This is a genomic window from uncultured Paracoccus sp. (assembly GCF_947496875.1).
GTDB lineage: Bacteria > Pseudomonadota > Alphaproteobacteria > Rhodobacterales > Rhodobacteraceae > Paracoccus.
This window is the reverse complement of the sequence record NZ_CANMEH010000002.1, coordinates 51,299-66,138: the sequence shown is the minus strand read 5'-3', so window position 1 is coordinate 66,138 and position 14,840 is coordinate 51,299. Positions and strand designations below refer to the sequence as shown.

Genomic DNA, 14,840 nt, shown 5'->3' with positions numbered 1-14,840 from the left:
TGCAGTAGCTCATTCGGCCGCCGTCAGTCGCTGACGTGAACGGGTCGCCTGTGCGGCATAGTCCGCCTGCCATTCGGTCGGGCCGTTCGACAGGCCGACCTGCACGGCCGTGACCTTGTATTCCGGGCAGTTCGTCGCCCAGTCCGACAGCTCGGTCGTGACGACGTTCGCCTGCGTGTCGGGATGGTGGAAGGTCGTGTAGACAACGCCCGGCGAAACCCGGTCCGTCAGGGTCGCACGCAGGCTGGTCTGGCCCGCCCGCGATGACAGCTTGACCCAGTCCCCGTCGTTGATGCCGCGCGCTTCGGCATCCGTCGGGTGAATCTCCAGCAGATCGGCATCGTGCCAGACCACGTTCGCGGTCCGCCGGGTCTGTGCGCCCACATTGTATTGCGACAGGATCCTGCCGGTGGTCAGCAGCAACGGGAATCGGGGGCCGGTCCGTTCATCGGTCGCGATGTATTCGGTGACGATGAAACGACCCTTGCCGCGAACGAACCCGTCGACATGCATCAGCGGCGTGCCCGCGGGGGTTGTCTCGTTGCAGGGCCACTGCACCGATCCCAGCTGGTCGAGCAGCGCATAGCTGACGCCGGCAAAGGTCGGGGTCGTCAGCGCGATCTCGTCCATGATCTGCGAGGGGTGCGTATAGGTCCAGCCCGCCCCCATGGCATTGGCCAGCATCTGGGTGATCTCCCAGTCCGCATAGCCGTTGCGGGGCGCCATCACCTTGCGGACAGGGTTGATGCGGCGTTCGGCGTTCGTGAAGGTCCCGTCCTTTTCCAGGAAGGTCGAGCCGGGCAGGAACACGTGCGCGTAGTTCGCGGTCTCGTTCAGGAACAGATCGTGGACAATCACACACTCCATCGCGGCCAGCGCGGCGGCGACATGGGCCGTGTCGGGATCCGATTGCAGGATGTCCTCGCCCTGGCAATAGAGGCCCTTGAACTCGCCGGCGACTGCGGCGTCCAGCATGTTGGGGATGCGCAGTCCCGGCTCCGGGTCGATCGGGACCCCCCATGCCTGCTCGAACACGGCCCGGGCCTCGGGCAGCTTGACGTGGCGATAGCCCGGCAGTTCGTGCGGGAAGGACCCCATGTCGCAGGAACCCTGGACGTTGTTCTGGCCGCGCAGCGGATTGACCCCCACGCCCTCGCGGCCGATGTTGCCGGTCAGCATGGCAAGGTTCGCGATCGCCATGACCGTGGTCGTGCCCTGCGAGTGCTCGGTGACGCCCAGCCCGTAATAGATCGCACCGTTGCCCTGGGTGGCATAGAGCCGTGCGGCGGCGCGCAGGTCGTCCGAATCTACGCCGGTCAGCGCCGCCGTCGCTTCGGGGCTGTGGCGCGGATCGGCTGCGAACTCGACATAATGCTGGAACTCGTCCCAGCCACAGCGCTCGCGGATGAACGCCTCGTTGGCCAGACCTTCGGTCACGATCACATGGGCCATCGCCGTCAGGACCGCGACGTTGGTGCCCGGCCGCAGTGCGAGATGCCGGGCCGCCTCGACGTGCGGCGACTTTACCAGGTCGATTCGACGTGGGTCGATGACGATCAGCTTCGCCCCTTCGCGCAGTCGCCGCTTCATGCGCGAGGCGAAGACCGGATGCGCGTCGGTCGGGTTGGCGCCGATCACCATGATCACGTCGGCCTGGTCCACGCTGTCGAAATCCTGGGTTCCGGCAGAGGTGCCGAAGGCTTGCCCGAGCCCGTATCCGGTGGGCGAATGGCAGACCCGCGCGCAGGTGTCGGTATTGTTGTTGCGGAACACCGCCCGGGCGAGCTTCTGGACCAGATAGGTCTCCTCGTTCGTGCAGCGCGACGAGGTGATGACGCCGATGCTCGTGCGGCCGTGCGCCTCTTGCAGGGCACGCATGCGGCTGGCGGCAAAGCCGATCGCCTCGTCCCAGCTGACCTCGCGCCAAGGCTCGTCGATGCGGTCGCGGATCATCGGCTTCAGGATGCGGTCCTGGTGCTGCGCATAGCCGTAGGCAAAGCGCCCCTTGACGCAGCTGTGGCCGTGATTGGCCTTGCCGTGTCGCCACGGGACCATCCGCACCAGCTGGTCGCCGTTCAACTCGGCCTTGAAGTTGCACCCGACGCCGCAATAGGCGCAGGTGGTGATGACCGATCGCTGCGGCACGCCGAGTTCGATCACGGACTTTTCCTGCAGCGTGGCGGTGGGGCAGGCCTGCACGCATGCCCCGCAGCTGACGCAGTCCGAGGACAGGAAGTCGTCGCCGGCCGTCCCGGCGGACACGACGCTGTCAAAGCCGCGCCCGGCGATGGTCAGCGCGAATGTGCCCTGGACCTCGTCACAGGCGCGCACGCAGCGGCTGCAGACGATGCATTTCGCCGGATCGAAGGTGAAGTAGGGGTTCGAGTCGTCCTTCGGCATCCAGCGCGGGTTCGCCGCGCCGCTGCTGTCCCGGGGGGCAAAGTGGTTGTCCACATGCGGGGCCGCGTCATAGCGGACGTCGCGCAGGCCGACCGCGCCGGCCATGTCCTGCAACTCGCAGTCGCCGTTCGCGGCACAGGTCAGGCAGTCGAGCGGGTGGTCCGAGATGTACAACTCCATCACGCCGCGACGCAGGCGGCGGATCTTGTCGGATTGCGTATGCACGACCATTCCCGACGCGACCGGCGTCGTGCACGACGCGGGCGTGCCGCGCCGTCCCTCGATCTCGACCACGCAGAGCCTGCACGAGCCGAATGCCTCCAGACTGTCCGTGGCGCAAAGCTTTGGCACCTCGATACCGGCCAGCGCGGCGGCGCGCATCACCGAGGTGCCGTCAGGCACGGTGACATCGAATCCGTCGATGCTGAGCGTCACGGGGGCGCCTTCGGCGGCGGGTGTGCCGAGATCGCGGTCGTCCCACGGAATTATCAGGTCCTTCATGCGGCGGCCTTCCTGCGGGGGGCGAAATCGCCGGGGAAATGGGTCAGGGCGGACATCACCGGATAGGGGGTGAACCCGCCGAGCGCGCAAAGCGACCCGTCGCGCATCGTGTCACACAGATCGGTCAGCAGCGGGATGGCGTCCGGGTCACCGGCGGCGATGCGGTCGATCGTCTCGACCCCGCGCACCGCACCGATCCGGCAGGGCGTGCATTTCCCGCAGGATTCGATGGCGCAGAACGTCATCGCGAAGCGGGCGAGTTGCAGCATGTCGGCGCTGTCGTCGAACACCACCAGCCCGGCATGCCCGATCAGCCCACCCTGGCCGTCGAATTCCTCGTAGCCCATCGGCGTGTCGAATTTCTCGCGGGGCATGTAGGCGCCCAGCGGGCCGCCGACCTGCACTGCCTTGACCGGACGCCCCGAGGCGGTGCCGCCGGCGATGTCGTCGACGATCTCGCCCAGGGTCAGGCCGAAGGCTGTCTCGAACAGCCCGCCGCGCCTGACGTTGCCCGCGATCTGCAGCGTCACCGTCCCGCGCGAGCGGCCGAGCCCGAATTCCGCGTAGTGCTGCGCGCCCTTCTCGAAGATCACCGGCACGGTGGCGAGGCTGATGACGTTGTTGACGACCGTCGGCCGGCCAAGAAAGCCTTCCAGCGCGGGCAGCGGCGGCTTGGCGCGCACCACGCCGCGCTTGCCTTCCAGCGAGTTCAGCAGCGACGTCTCCTCGCCGCAGACATACGCGCCGGCGCCGACCCGGACCTCGATGTCGAAGGCGCGTCCGGAGCCGAGGACATCAGACCCCAGCACCCCCTGATGCCGGGCGATGGCGATGGCGCGTTCCATCACGTCGATCGCCACGGGATATTCCGAGCGGATATAGACATAGCCGCGCGTCGCGCCCACGCCGATGCCGGCAATCACCATGCCCTCGATCAGGCTGAACGGATCGCCCTCCATGATCATGCGGTCGGCAAAGGTGCCGCTGTCGCCCTCGTCGGCGTTGCAGACAATGTATTTCTGCTCACCCGGGGCGTTCAGGACCGTGTTCCACTTGATCCCGGTCGGGAAGCCCGCCCCGCCACGGCCGCGCAGGCCCGAGCGCGTGACCTCGTCGACAATCTCGGGCGCAGCCATGGTGAGCGCGCGACGCAGCCCCGCAAGCCCGCCATGCGCCGCGTAGTCCTGCAACGACAACGGCTCGATCAGCCCGCAGCGGGCAAAGGTCAACCGAGTCTGGCGCGCGAAGAACGGGATCGATTCGACCGGTCCCAATCCGGGCAGGGTGCCGTCCAGCAGCGCCGGCACGTCACGGGGGGCTATCGGTCCGAACGCCTCGCGCCCGGCACCGCGATCGATCTCGACCAGCGGCTCCAGCCAGACCATTCCGCGCGACCCGTTGCGGATCAGTTCGATCTCCACGCCGCGCTCGGCGGCCTGCGCCGCGATGGCTGCCGCGACCTCGTCAGCGCCGAGCGCGATCGCCGCGCTGTCCAGGGGAACCCAGATCTTCATGCCCGCACCTCCCGCAGCAGGGTGGTCATCCGCTCGGCGTCCAGCCGACCGACCGGCCGGCCGTCGAGCATCGCGGCCGGACCGCAGGCACACAGGCCAAGACAGTAGACCGGCTCGACAGTGACGGCGCCGTCCGGGGTCGTACCATGACGGTCGAGACCCAGCGCCCGCAGGATCTCGGCCCCGATCGCGTCGGCGCCCATCGACTGGCAGGCCTCGGCGCCGCAGAGCTTCAGGACATGTCGGCCGGCGGGGGCATCGCGGAAATCGTGGTAGAAGCTGACCACGCCGTGAACCTCGGCCCGCGAGATGTTCAGCATGCCGGCGATCAGCGGCAGAGCTGACTGAGGAATGTGGCCGAAGGCGTGCTGCAACCCGTGAAGGATCGGCAACAGCGGCCCCTCGCGATCAACATGCGCCGCGACGATGGTCCGGATGTCTTCCTCTGTCGGCGACGGAGACTCCGACGCGAAGGCCTGCGCAGATTGCATCGTGATTTCCCCCGTGACTGCGACGAGTCAACGCCCTCACGCAACGCAAATCAATATCGAAGTTCCGTCAGGCGATCGAGATTTTCTATCGGGGAGCTTCCGATATCCGCCTCGCTTCGGACAGCAACTCTTCCAGGACCGGGGTACGCGGTTCCCGCCAGGGCGCGACGACCCCGACGAAGTGGCCGGGGGTCGAGGAGCGCAGGGGCACCAGCGCCAGGTCGGTTCCGGTCGTCAGGCAGCGGGCGATGTCTTCGGGCAGCACCGTCACGCAGCTCCCCGCGAGAACGTTCGTCACCAGCGCCAGGGGCGAGTCGCTTTCGAGGACAACCCGCGGCACAAGCCCGGCCTCGTTGAGACTCTTGTTGATGATCCGGCGGTTCTGCATGTCGGGCGTCAGCAGGGCGAGCTTCTCGCCCGCCAACTCGTCCCAGCCGATGCTGTCACAGGCGGCAAGCGGCGAACCGGGCGAACACAGAAGGCAATAGCGCTCCTCATACAAAGGCTCGGTGATCACCCGTCCGGTCGGTTCGTTGTCCAGGTAGGAGATGCCCGCGTCGACGTCGAGATTGTCGATCATCGCGAGGATCTCGATCGAAGTGCGCGAAAGGATCGTGAAGCGCACGTTGGGGTGCAATTCGCCGAAGTGGGCGGTCAGCCGGGCTGCCCAGGTCAGTGCGGTCGGAATGACCGCAATCCGCAACTCGCCCCCGAGGCCCTTGCGCTTGACGTGCATCTCGTCCTTCAGTTGGCGGGCGTCCGCCACGATCCGCCGGGCCCAGACCAGCGCGCTCTGCCCCTCGGGCGTCAGACCGCCATAGCGCGAGTTGCGAAAGACAAGCTGGACGCCCAGCTGCTCCTCCAGTTGCCTGATTCCCGTCGAGAGGGTCGGCTGCGTGATCCCGAGGCTTGCCGCGGCGCGGCCGAAATGCTCCTCCTTGGCCACGGCGATCAGCATTTCGAGTTTGTGCAGCATGGGCCCCGGATCACGACATCACCGGTCAGGACCATGGACCCACCCGAGCCTCGGCGCCAGCGTTGTGGTCAGGGGCAGGCGGCCGGTATTCGAGATGGGATGACGATGCCCGATCGACGGTGTCCGTTACGTCCCGGCAGCCACACGCGCCGGCTCTCCGCCCTTTGGCTGAATTGCCCCGCTGAGCCTCGGGCAGGAAACTGCGTTGGGAAAGACCCGGCTATCCAGGGAGGATGACGCTGTGACCTATGAGAACGTGAAGATCCATCCCGCCGTCGACGGCGGCGTGAAGAAGGGTGACGCGAATTTCCACGGCGGCACGCTTCGGTGCAAATGCGCCACGGACCCGGTCGAGGTGAAGGTGAGCGGGCAGACCGCCCACAATCACGTCTGCGGCTGCACCAAGTGCTGGAAGCCCGACGGGGCGATCTTCAGTCAGGTCGCCGTCGTCAGCCGCGACAATGTGGAGGTCACGAAGAACGCCCAGAAGCTGAAGATCGTGAACGAGGCGGCGCCGATCCAGCGCTATGCCTGCACGGAGTGCGGCACGCACATGTTCGGCCGGATCGAGAACAAGGACCACCCGTTCTACGGGCTCGACTTCGTCCACACGGAACTGTCCGACGAAACCGGCTGGTCCGAGCCGCAATTTGCCGCCTTCGTTTCTTCCGTCATCGAATCGGGGGTCGATCCCTCGCGCATGGACGACATCCGCGGCCGTCTGCGCGAGCTCGGGCTCGAGCCCTATGACGCGCTGTCGCCGCCGCTGATGGACGCGATCGCCACCCACACTGCCAAGCGGTCGGGCGCACTCAGCGCCTGATGCCGTCGCGCGGCCGGGGCCTTCGGAAGGCCCCGGCCGCGTTCCCATTCATCCACGATTTTCATTCGCGCCGCTGATCGGGTGCACGACGAAAGAAGGAGAACCATCATGATGCGCACGCGTGCGGCGGTAGCACTTGCAGCGGGACAACCGCTGGAGATCATGGAGGTGAACCTCGAGGGCCCGAAGAAGGGCGAGGTTCTGGTCGAGATCAAGGCCACCGGCATCTGCCATACCGATGAGTTCACGCGGTCGGGCGCGGACCCCGAGGGGATCTTCCCCACCATTCTCGGGCATGAAGGTGCTGGCGTGGTGCTTGAGGTGGGCGAGGGGGTGACCACGCTCAAGCCTGGCGATCACGTCATCCCGCTCTACACCCCGGAATGCCGTGAATGCCCGTCCTGCCTGTCGCGCAAGACCAATCTCTGCACGGCGATCCGCACGACCCAGGGCCAGGGGCTGATGCCTGACGGCACGACCCGGTTCTCGATGCTGGATGGCACGCCGATCTATCACTACATGGGCTGCTCGACCTTCGCCAACCACACGGTGATGCCAGAGATCGCGCTGGCCAAGGTCGATCCGTCGGCGCCCTTCGACAAGATCTGCTACATCGGCTGCGGCGTGACCACCGGCATCGGTGCGGTTCTGAACACCGCCAAGGTCGAGATCGGTGCCAAGGCGGTCGTTTTCGGTCTCGGCGGCATCGGCCTCAACGTGATCCAGGGCCTCAAGATGGCCGGGGCCGACATGATCATCGGCGTCGACCTGAACGACGACAAGAAGGAGTGGGGCGAGAAGTTCGGGATGACGCATTTCGTCAACCCGACGAAGATCGATGGCTCTGTCGTTCAGCACATCGTCGAGATGACCAAGACCCCGTTCGACCAGATCGGCGGCGCCGATTACAGCTTTGACTGCACGGGCAACGTCAAGGTGATGCGGGACGCGCTGGAATGCACCCATCGCGGCTGGGGCGTGTCGGTGGTGATCGGCGTGGCGCCGGCCGGGGCCGAGATCAGCACCCGTCCGTTCCAGCTGGTGACCGGACGGGTCTGGAAGGGCACCGCGTTTGGTGGCGCCCGTGGCCGCACCGACGTGCCGCAGTTCGTCGACTGGTACATGGACGGCAAGATCGAGATCGACTCGATGATCACCCACACCATGCCGCTCGAGGACATCAACAAGGGGTTCGACCTGATGCACGAGGGCAAGTCGATCCGCTCCGTCGTGATCTATTGATCCTCCTGGCCGGGGCGCCACACGCCCCGGCCTCTGCCCGTTCTCCCGCGACCTGCGCCGTCCTCTGCAGACTCCGCCAGCGGTCGTCGCGCAGTAGCGCCCAAGCCTTCGGGTCGCCAGATGAACCGGTGACTGCAGGCCAGTCGCAGAAAGCGCGCTCAACTTAGGAAGAATCGCCGATGAAGACCCTGTCCGAGACCGCCGCCTTCGGGGGGACCCAAGCCGTCTATTCGCACCAGTCCGCCGCTTGCGACTGCGAGATGACCTTTGCTGTCTATCTGCCGCCTCAGGCGACGAGCGGCAAGGTGCCGGTGCTCTGGTATCTTTCCGGGCTGACCTGCACCCATGAGAATGCGATGACGAAGGCTGGCGCCCAGGCGTGGGCCGCGGAAGTGGGGATTGCCCTGATCTTTCCGGACACGAGCCCGCGTGGCGACGCCGTGGCCGACCACGCCGACTACGATCTGGGGCAGGGGGCGGGTTTCTACGTGAACGCGACGGAAACCCCGTGGGCGCCACATTTCCGGATGTGGGATTACATCGTCAACGAGCTTCCGGATCTGGTGTTCGAAACCCTTCCGCTGGACCGGACGCGGCAGGGCATTACCGGCCATTCCATGGGCGGGCACGGTGCGCTGACGATCGCGATGACCCATCCCGAGACCTATCGCTCGGTCTCCGCCATCTCGCCCATCGCGAACCCGACGAAGAGCGACTGGGGGCGCAAGCAGCTTGGCGCTTATCTGGGCACGGATGAAGGGAAATGGCAGGCCCATGACGCAAGCGTGCTGATGGCGGAACGGGGTTATCCCGGCCCGATGCTGATCGATCAGGGTGCCAGTGACCAGTTCCTGGACCTGCTGAAGCCCGAGGCCCTGGTCGCGGCGGCGGCGGCGCGCCGTCAGCCGATCGAGTTCCGGATGATCCAGTCCTACGATCACAGCTACTTCTATGTTGCGAGCGTGATGGAGGACCACATCCGCTTTCACGCGGCGCGCCTCGCCGAGGTCGGCTGAGCCGCATCAGAAGTCCGCCCAGTCGGTAGCCGCGATCAGATCTGAGAAGGTGGTCGACAGCGCGCAGGGCCCGATCACGTGAGAGTCGTAAGCGACGTCCCCGGGCTGGGCAACATACTTGCAGGCTGGCCGTATCTAGGAGCAGGCGAGGGCCCGCTTCGCGACGTCTTGCTGGCCCGGTGCGGCGATTATGCGTCCGTGCAGTCGCAAGGTTTTCGTCACCCTCGCTGACGGGACAGGCACGCCCGGCGGAGCGTGAGGGCGCATCGTAGACGCCATCGGCGGCAAGGGCCTGCTCCGCGCCCTCGCCGTGCGAGGGCTGCCCTTTATCACTGGGACCGCCCTCATCTGCCGTTCCATCCGACCCGTCCATTTCCGGCCCCGCCCGCCCTCATACTTTGGGGTGAACAGGCGGCGCGCGCGTTGACAGCGGCCTCCTCGGCTCGCTTCATAAGAATGGAATAAGAGCCGGCAGGCGTGGTGGATCCGGTGGAGCGGATCGGTACCGACGGGCTTGCCGGTGTCAGGATCGCATCAGGGAGGTGACGATGAAGAAGTGTGTGATAGGGCTCATTGCCGGGCTAATGACGACGGCGGCAGTGCCAGCGCTCGCAAACGAGTCCGTGACGGCCGGGGCCGAGGATCCCAAGCAGTGGACCATGCAGCTTAGCAACTATGCCGGCACCAGCTATTCGGAACTGGACGAGATCAACAAGGAGAACGTCGGCGATCTGCAGGTCGACTGGACCTTCTCGACAGGGGTCCTGCGCGGGCATGAAGGCTCGCCGCTGGTGATCGACGACGTGATGTATGTCCACACGCCGTTCCCGAACATGGTCTATGCGCTCGACCTGAACGACGAGGGCAGGATCCTGTGGCGCTATACCCCCGAGCAGAACCCGGACGTCATCGGGGTGATGTGCTGCGACACCGTCAATCGCGGGGTGGCCGCTGCCGATGGCATGATCTTCCTCAACCAGGCCGACACGACGCTGGTCGCGCTGGATGCCAAGACCGGCGAGGTGAAATGGTCGGTGAAGAACGGCGATCCGACCAAGGGTGAAACAGCCACCGCCACCCCTCTGGTTGTCGGCGACAAGATCTTCGTCGGTATCTCGGGCGGTGAATACGGGGTGCGCGGTCACATGACCGCCTACAACATCGCGGATGGCAGCCTGGCCTGGAGAGCCTATTCGACGGGCCCGGACGAGGACATGCTGGTCGATCCGGAAAAGACCACGGTGCTGGGCAAGCCGATCGGCGCAGACAGCTCGCTGAATTCCTGGGAAGGTGATCAGTGGCAGATCGGCGGCGGCACCACCTGGGGCTGGACCACCTACGATCCGGAGCTGAACCTGATCTATTACGGGACCGGCAACCCCTCGACCTGGAACCCGAGCCAGCGCCCGGGCGACAACAAGTGGTCGATGACCATCATGGCACGGGACCCTGACACGGGCATGGCCAAGTGGTTCTATCAGAAGACCCCGCATGACGAATGGGACTACGACGGCGTCAACGAGAACATCCTTGTCGATCAGGAGATCGACGGGGAGATGCGCAAGCTGCTCGTGAACATGGACCGGAACGGCTTCGGCTATACGCTCGACCGGGAAACGGGCGAGCTGCTGGTGGCCGAGAAGTATGACCCGAAGGTCAACTGGGCGACACATGTCGAGATGGACCCGAATTCGGACCAGTACGGACGTCCCCAGGTCGTGGCGGAGTTCTCGACCGAGCAGAACGGCGAGGACACCAACTCGACCGGCATCTGTCCCGCGGCGCTCGGCTCGAAGGACCAGCAGCCGGCAGCCTACTCGCCGAAGACCGGCCTGTTCTACGTCCCGACCAACCACGTCTGCATGGACTACGAGCCGTTCCGGGTCAGCTACACCGCGGGCCAGCCCTACGTGGGTGCCACCCTGTCGATGTTCCCCGCCCCCGACAGTCATGGCGGCATGGGCAACTTCATCGCCTGGGACGCCACGAAGGGCGAGATCAAGTGGTCGCTGCCCGAGCAGTTCTCGGTGTGGTCGGGCGCCTTGGCCACCGCGGGTGACGTGGTCTTCTACGGCACGCTCGAGGGCTACCTGAAGGCCATCGACTCGGAAACCGGGGAGGAGCTCTACAAGTTCAAGACCCCCTCGGGCATCATCGGCAACGTCTTCACCTACGAGCATGACGGCAAGCAGTATGTCGGGGTGCTCTCTGGCGTCGGCGGCTGGGCTGGCATCGGCCTCGCGGCCGGCCTGACGAATGCCAATGACGGTCTTGGCGCAGTGGGGGGCTATGCGGCGCTGTCCGACTACACCGCCCTGGGTGGCCAGCTGACTGTCTTCACGCTGCCCAGCAGCACCTGAGCGGCGGAGAAAAAGCACTGAACTGATGGGCCGTCCCCGAATACATCGGGGGCGGCCTTTCCATGCGTGCGACCTGCAAGGCGGTAATTGCGGCCAGACTAAAGGTTGATTGCCTGCGGGGCCAATCCGCTTAGGGTCGGACGAAGCTTTCTGGGAGGAGAGACAACATGAGACGAGCTGCGCCGCTTCTGGCCCTGGGCCTTTTCATTGCAGGTGCCGCGCACGCACAAACCGAGGTCAATGTCGACCCGGTGAGCGAAGACGGCGTTCGCTGGTTCAATTCCGATGAGATCCCGACGTTCAAGATCGCCGAGGACGGAACCGTGGACTGGCCGACCTTCTCGGGTTACCGCCGCTACCATGCTGAATGCCACGTCTGCCACGGCCCCGATGGCGAAGGCTCGACCTATGCACCGGCACTGAAGAAGTCCGCGCTCAACTTGGACTATTACGATTTCATCGCAGCCGTCACGGGTGGCAAGCAGGCGATCAACGCGGCGCAGAACCAGGTCATGCCCGCGTTCGGCACCAATCCGAACGTTATGTGCTATGTTGACGACATCTACACCTATCTGCGGGCTCGCGGAGTCGAGGCGTTGCCGCGTGGCCGTCCGGCAAAGCGCGCCGAGAAATCCGAGGCTTTCGCAGAGGCCGAAAAGGCCTGCATGGAGGGCTGAGTGCGCCTGCTGCTGCCGATCGTCGCCGCGACGCTGACCTGGGCCGACACCGCCACCGCACAGGTGGCCGATCTGGTCGACCGGTCGGCCTTTCGGGTCTGCGCCGATCCCGCCAACCTGCCGCTGTCGAGCCAGGACGGCAGCGGGTTCGAGAACCGCCTGGCCGAGCTGATGGCGGACAAGCTCGGGGTGCCCGTTCAGTACACGTGGTTCCCGCAGGTGATCGGGTTCGTGCGCCAGACCCTGACGGCGGGGGAGTGTGACGTCGTGATGGGCTTTGCCCAGGGTGACGAACTGGTCCTCAACACCAACCACTACTACACCTCCACCCATGTCCTGGTGGTTCGGGCCGATGGCGATTTGGCCGACGTCGACCATCTTGCCGATCCCCGGCTGGCGGGGCGCAAGCTGGGCGTGGTCGCAGGGGCGCCACCCACGACCCATGTGGCGCGGCTGGGCCTGATCAAGGATGCCAAGCCCTACAACCTGATGACCGATCGGCGGATCGAGAACCCGGCCGGCGACATGCTGCGCGACCTGGAAGCCGGCGTGATCGACGGTGCTCTGCTGTGGGGTCCCATTGGCGGGCCGCTGGCGAAGGGCAACGACAAGCTCAAGGTCATTCCGCTGGTCAAGGAAACCGAGACGCCTCGGCTGTTCTTCCGGATCACCATGGGCGTGCGGGCGGGCGAGGATGTGTGGAAACGCGAGCTCAACAGTCTGATCCGGCGCCACCAGGACGAGATCGACGCGATCTTGCGTGAGGCCGGCGTGCCGCTGGTAGACGACTACGGCAAGGTGATGAAGGGCTCCTGAGCGTCCGTCGATCTCGTGAACGGGCTGAACGAGCAGCCTTTCCAATTAATTCAGGCCGCCGTCCAGGTGGAGGGCACTTCGGGCGGCAAGTGGGGGCGGACGCCTTAAGCCGTTCCATCAGCGCGACCCGCCGGCGGCATGACAGGCGGAAGGCAAGTCGGCGTTGAGCCGTTGACATGCACGACGTCTGCCAGGGAACGCCTCGGGAGAGGGTGCCGTCCCTTTCCTGTCGCCCGCCAAGCTCTCAGCCCTGCTGGTCCAGCGCCCTCGCGCGGTCGCGAAGTGCGAATTTCTGGATCTTGCCGGTCGAGGTCTTGGGAAGCTCGCCGAACACGAACGCCTTCGGCACCTTGAACCGCGCCATGTTGTCGCGACAGAACGCCATCAGGTCGTCTTCCGTGACCGCGTGTCCCGGCTTGAGCGTGACGAAGGCGCAGGGAGTTTCACCCCATTTGCCGTCGGGACGGGCCACCACCGCGGCTTCCATCACGGCCGGGTGGCGGTAAAGAACATCCTCGACCTCGACCGACGAGATGTTCTCGCCGCCCGAGATGATGATGTCCTTGGACCGATCCTTGATCTCCACATAGCCGTCCGGGTGCATGACACCGAGGTCGCCCGAGGCGAACCAGCCCCCGTCGAAGGCCTTTTCCGTCGCCCCGGGGTTCTTGAGGTAGCCCTTCATCACGTTGTTCCCGCGCATGAAGATCTCCCCGATGGTCTTGCCGTCCGACGGCACCCGCTGCAGCGTCCCGGGCTCGGCGACCATCAGTTCGGAAAGCGCGATGTTCGGGACGCCTTGGCGCGACTTCAGCCGGGACCGAGTATCCGCGTCTTCGTCGTCCCACTTCCTCTGCCAGGCGCTCACCACCGAGGGGCCATAGGTTTCCGTCAGACCGTAGACATGGGTGACCTCGACCCCCATCGCTTCCATGTTCGCGATGACCGCCGCCGGGGGCGGGGCGCCGGCCGTCATCACCTTCACCTCGTGGGTGAAGTCCTTCAGCTCGTCGGGCGCGTTGACCAGCATGTTCAGCACGATGGGTGCGCCACAGAAATGGGTCACCTTCTCGTCGCGCAGCAGCTGGAAGATCGGCTCGGCGCGCACCGCGCGCAGGCAGACGCAGAGCCCCGCGTTGGCCGCAATCGTCCAGGGAAAGCACCAGCCGTTGCAGTGGAACATCGGCAGCGTCCACAGATACCGGGAATGGTGCGGCATGCCCCAGGTCACGATGTTCGACAGCGCGTTCAGCATCGCGCCGCGGTGGTGATAGACCACCCCCTTGGGATCGCCTGTCGTGCCCGATGTGTAGTTCAGGCTGATGGCGTCCCATTCGTTGTCGGGCAGCGACCAGGCGAAGTCTGGGTCGCCTTCGGCCAGCAGGTCCTCGTAAGTGAGGTGACCCACGCGGCTGCCGCCGTCGAAGCTGGGATCCTCGATGTCGACGACCAGTAGCTCGGGCCGGTGGGCCATCTTCACGGCGCGATCGACCACGTCGCTGAATTCGGGGTCGACGATCAGCACCTTTGCCTCGGCATGGGCGAGGATGAAGGCGATCGTCTCGGCATCAAGCCGAGTGTTGATGGTGTTCAGCACCGCGCCTGCCATCGGCACGCCGAAATGCGCCTCGAACATCTCGGGAATATTGGCGGCGACGATCGACACGGTGTCTCCCTTGCCGAAACCGCGCTTTGCCAACGCACTCGCCAGCCGGCGGGTGCGCGCATAGGTTTCCGCCCAGTTCCGGCGCACGTTGCCATAGCTGACAGCCTCCAGATCGGGGTAGACGGCCGCGGTCCGCTCGATGAAGGACAGCGGGGACAGCTGCACGAAATTCGCCGCATTCCTGTCGAGGCCAAGTTCATATGCGTTCATGGCGTGTGTCATCTCCCCACCGGCAAGGCGCGCCCGGCGGACTGTGCCCGCAGACGATCCCGTGATCATGTGTGCGGAGTTTGCGCAGTTCTCTCCCGGTCTGACAAGACGGGCCGGGGGTGCGATGCGGCCGGCTGGGAATGTTCGC

Annotated in this window: 11 protein-coding genes; 6 read left to right on the top strand and 5 right to left on the bottom strand. The window is 65.6% G+C overall.

The window, feature by feature from the left end; translation table 11 throughout:
• Positions 1-9: 9 nt before the first annotated feature.
• The 4 genes from fdhF to Q0938_RS02575 form a co-directional block, all read right to left on the bottom strand.
• Positions 10-2,901, bottom strand: coding sequence for a formate dehydrogenase subunit alpha (gene fdhF, locus Q0938_RS02590; RefSeq protein ID WP_299358842.1), 2,892 nt, complete (start codon positions 2,899-2,901; stop codon positions 10-12).
• Entirely contained in the window at positions 2,898-4,415 is a 1,518-nt protein-coding gene (locus Q0938_RS02585) for an NADH-quinone oxidoreductase subunit NuoF (protein ID WP_299358840.1), read from the bottom strand. The genes fdhF and Q0938_RS02585 overlap by 4 nt, the downstream gene beginning before the upstream one ends.
• On the bottom strand, positions 4,412-4,906 hold the full coding sequence (locus Q0938_RS02580; protein ID WP_299358839.1) for a formate dehydrogenase subunit gamma: 495 nt from the start codon (positions 4,904-4,906) through the stop codon (positions 4,412-4,414). Before Q0938_RS02580 ends, Q0938_RS02585 begins: the two co-directional genes overlap by 4 nt.
• A gap of 85 nt (positions 4,907-4,991) precedes the next feature.
• A complete protein-coding gene (locus Q0938_RS02575) occupies positions 4,992-5,882 on the bottom strand; it encodes a LysR family transcriptional regulator (RefSeq protein ID WP_299358837.1) in 891 nt (296 codons plus the stop codon).
• A 241-nt stretch (positions 5,883-6,123) separates the two neighbouring features.
• Here Q0938_RS02575 and gfa point away from each other — a divergent pair, with 241 nt between their 5' ends.
• From gfa to Q0938_RS02545, 6 genes are all read left to right on the top strand, one after another.
• Positions 6,124-6,705: an S-(hydroxymethyl)glutathione synthase gene (gfa, locus tag Q0938_RS02570; protein WP_299358835.1), complete on the top strand. Its 582-nt coding sequence runs from the start codon at positions 6,124-6,126 to the stop codon at positions 6,703-6,705.
• Between the two features lie 111 nt (positions 6,706-6,816).
• Complete coding sequence (locus Q0938_RS02565; RefSeq protein ID WP_299359585.1) at positions 6,817-7,947, top strand: S-(hydroxymethyl)glutathione dehydrogenase/class III alcohol dehydrogenase; 1,131 nt, start codon at positions 6,817-6,819, stop codon at positions 7,945-7,947.
• A 179-nt stretch (positions 7,948-8,126) separates the two neighbouring features.
• A complete protein-coding gene (fghA, locus tag Q0938_RS02560) occupies positions 8,127-8,963 on the top strand; it encodes an S-formylglutathione hydrolase (protein WP_299358833.1) in 837 nt (278 codons plus the stop codon).
• A 548-nt stretch (positions 8,964-9,511) separates the two neighbouring features.
• Positions 9,512-11,323: a methanol/ethanol family PQQ-dependent dehydrogenase gene (locus Q0938_RS02555; RefSeq protein WP_299358831.1), complete on the top strand. Its 1,812-nt coding sequence runs from the start codon at positions 9,512-9,514 to the stop codon at positions 11,321-11,323.
• A gap of 167 nt (positions 11,324-11,490) precedes the next feature.
• A complete protein-coding gene (locus Q0938_RS02550; protein WP_299358829.1) occupies positions 11,491-12,000 on the top strand; it encodes a c-type cytochrome, methanol metabolism-related in 510 nt (169 codons plus the stop codon).
• The gene (locus Q0938_RS02545; RefSeq protein ID WP_299358827.1) at positions 12,001-12,816 is read left to right on the top strand and encodes a substrate-binding domain-containing protein; all 816 of its coding nucleotides are present in this window, start codon (positions 12,001-12,003) and stop codon (positions 12,814-12,816) included.
• Positions 12,817-13,060: 244 nt separating this feature from the next.
• Here Q0938_RS02545 and Q0938_RS02540 read toward each other — a convergent pair whose 3' ends face one another.
• On the bottom strand, positions 13,061-14,704 hold the full coding sequence (locus tag Q0938_RS02540) for an acyl-CoA synthetase (protein WP_299358825.1): 1,644 nt from the start codon (positions 14,702-14,704) through the stop codon (positions 13,061-13,063).
• Positions 14,705-14,840: the final 136 nt, after the last annotated feature.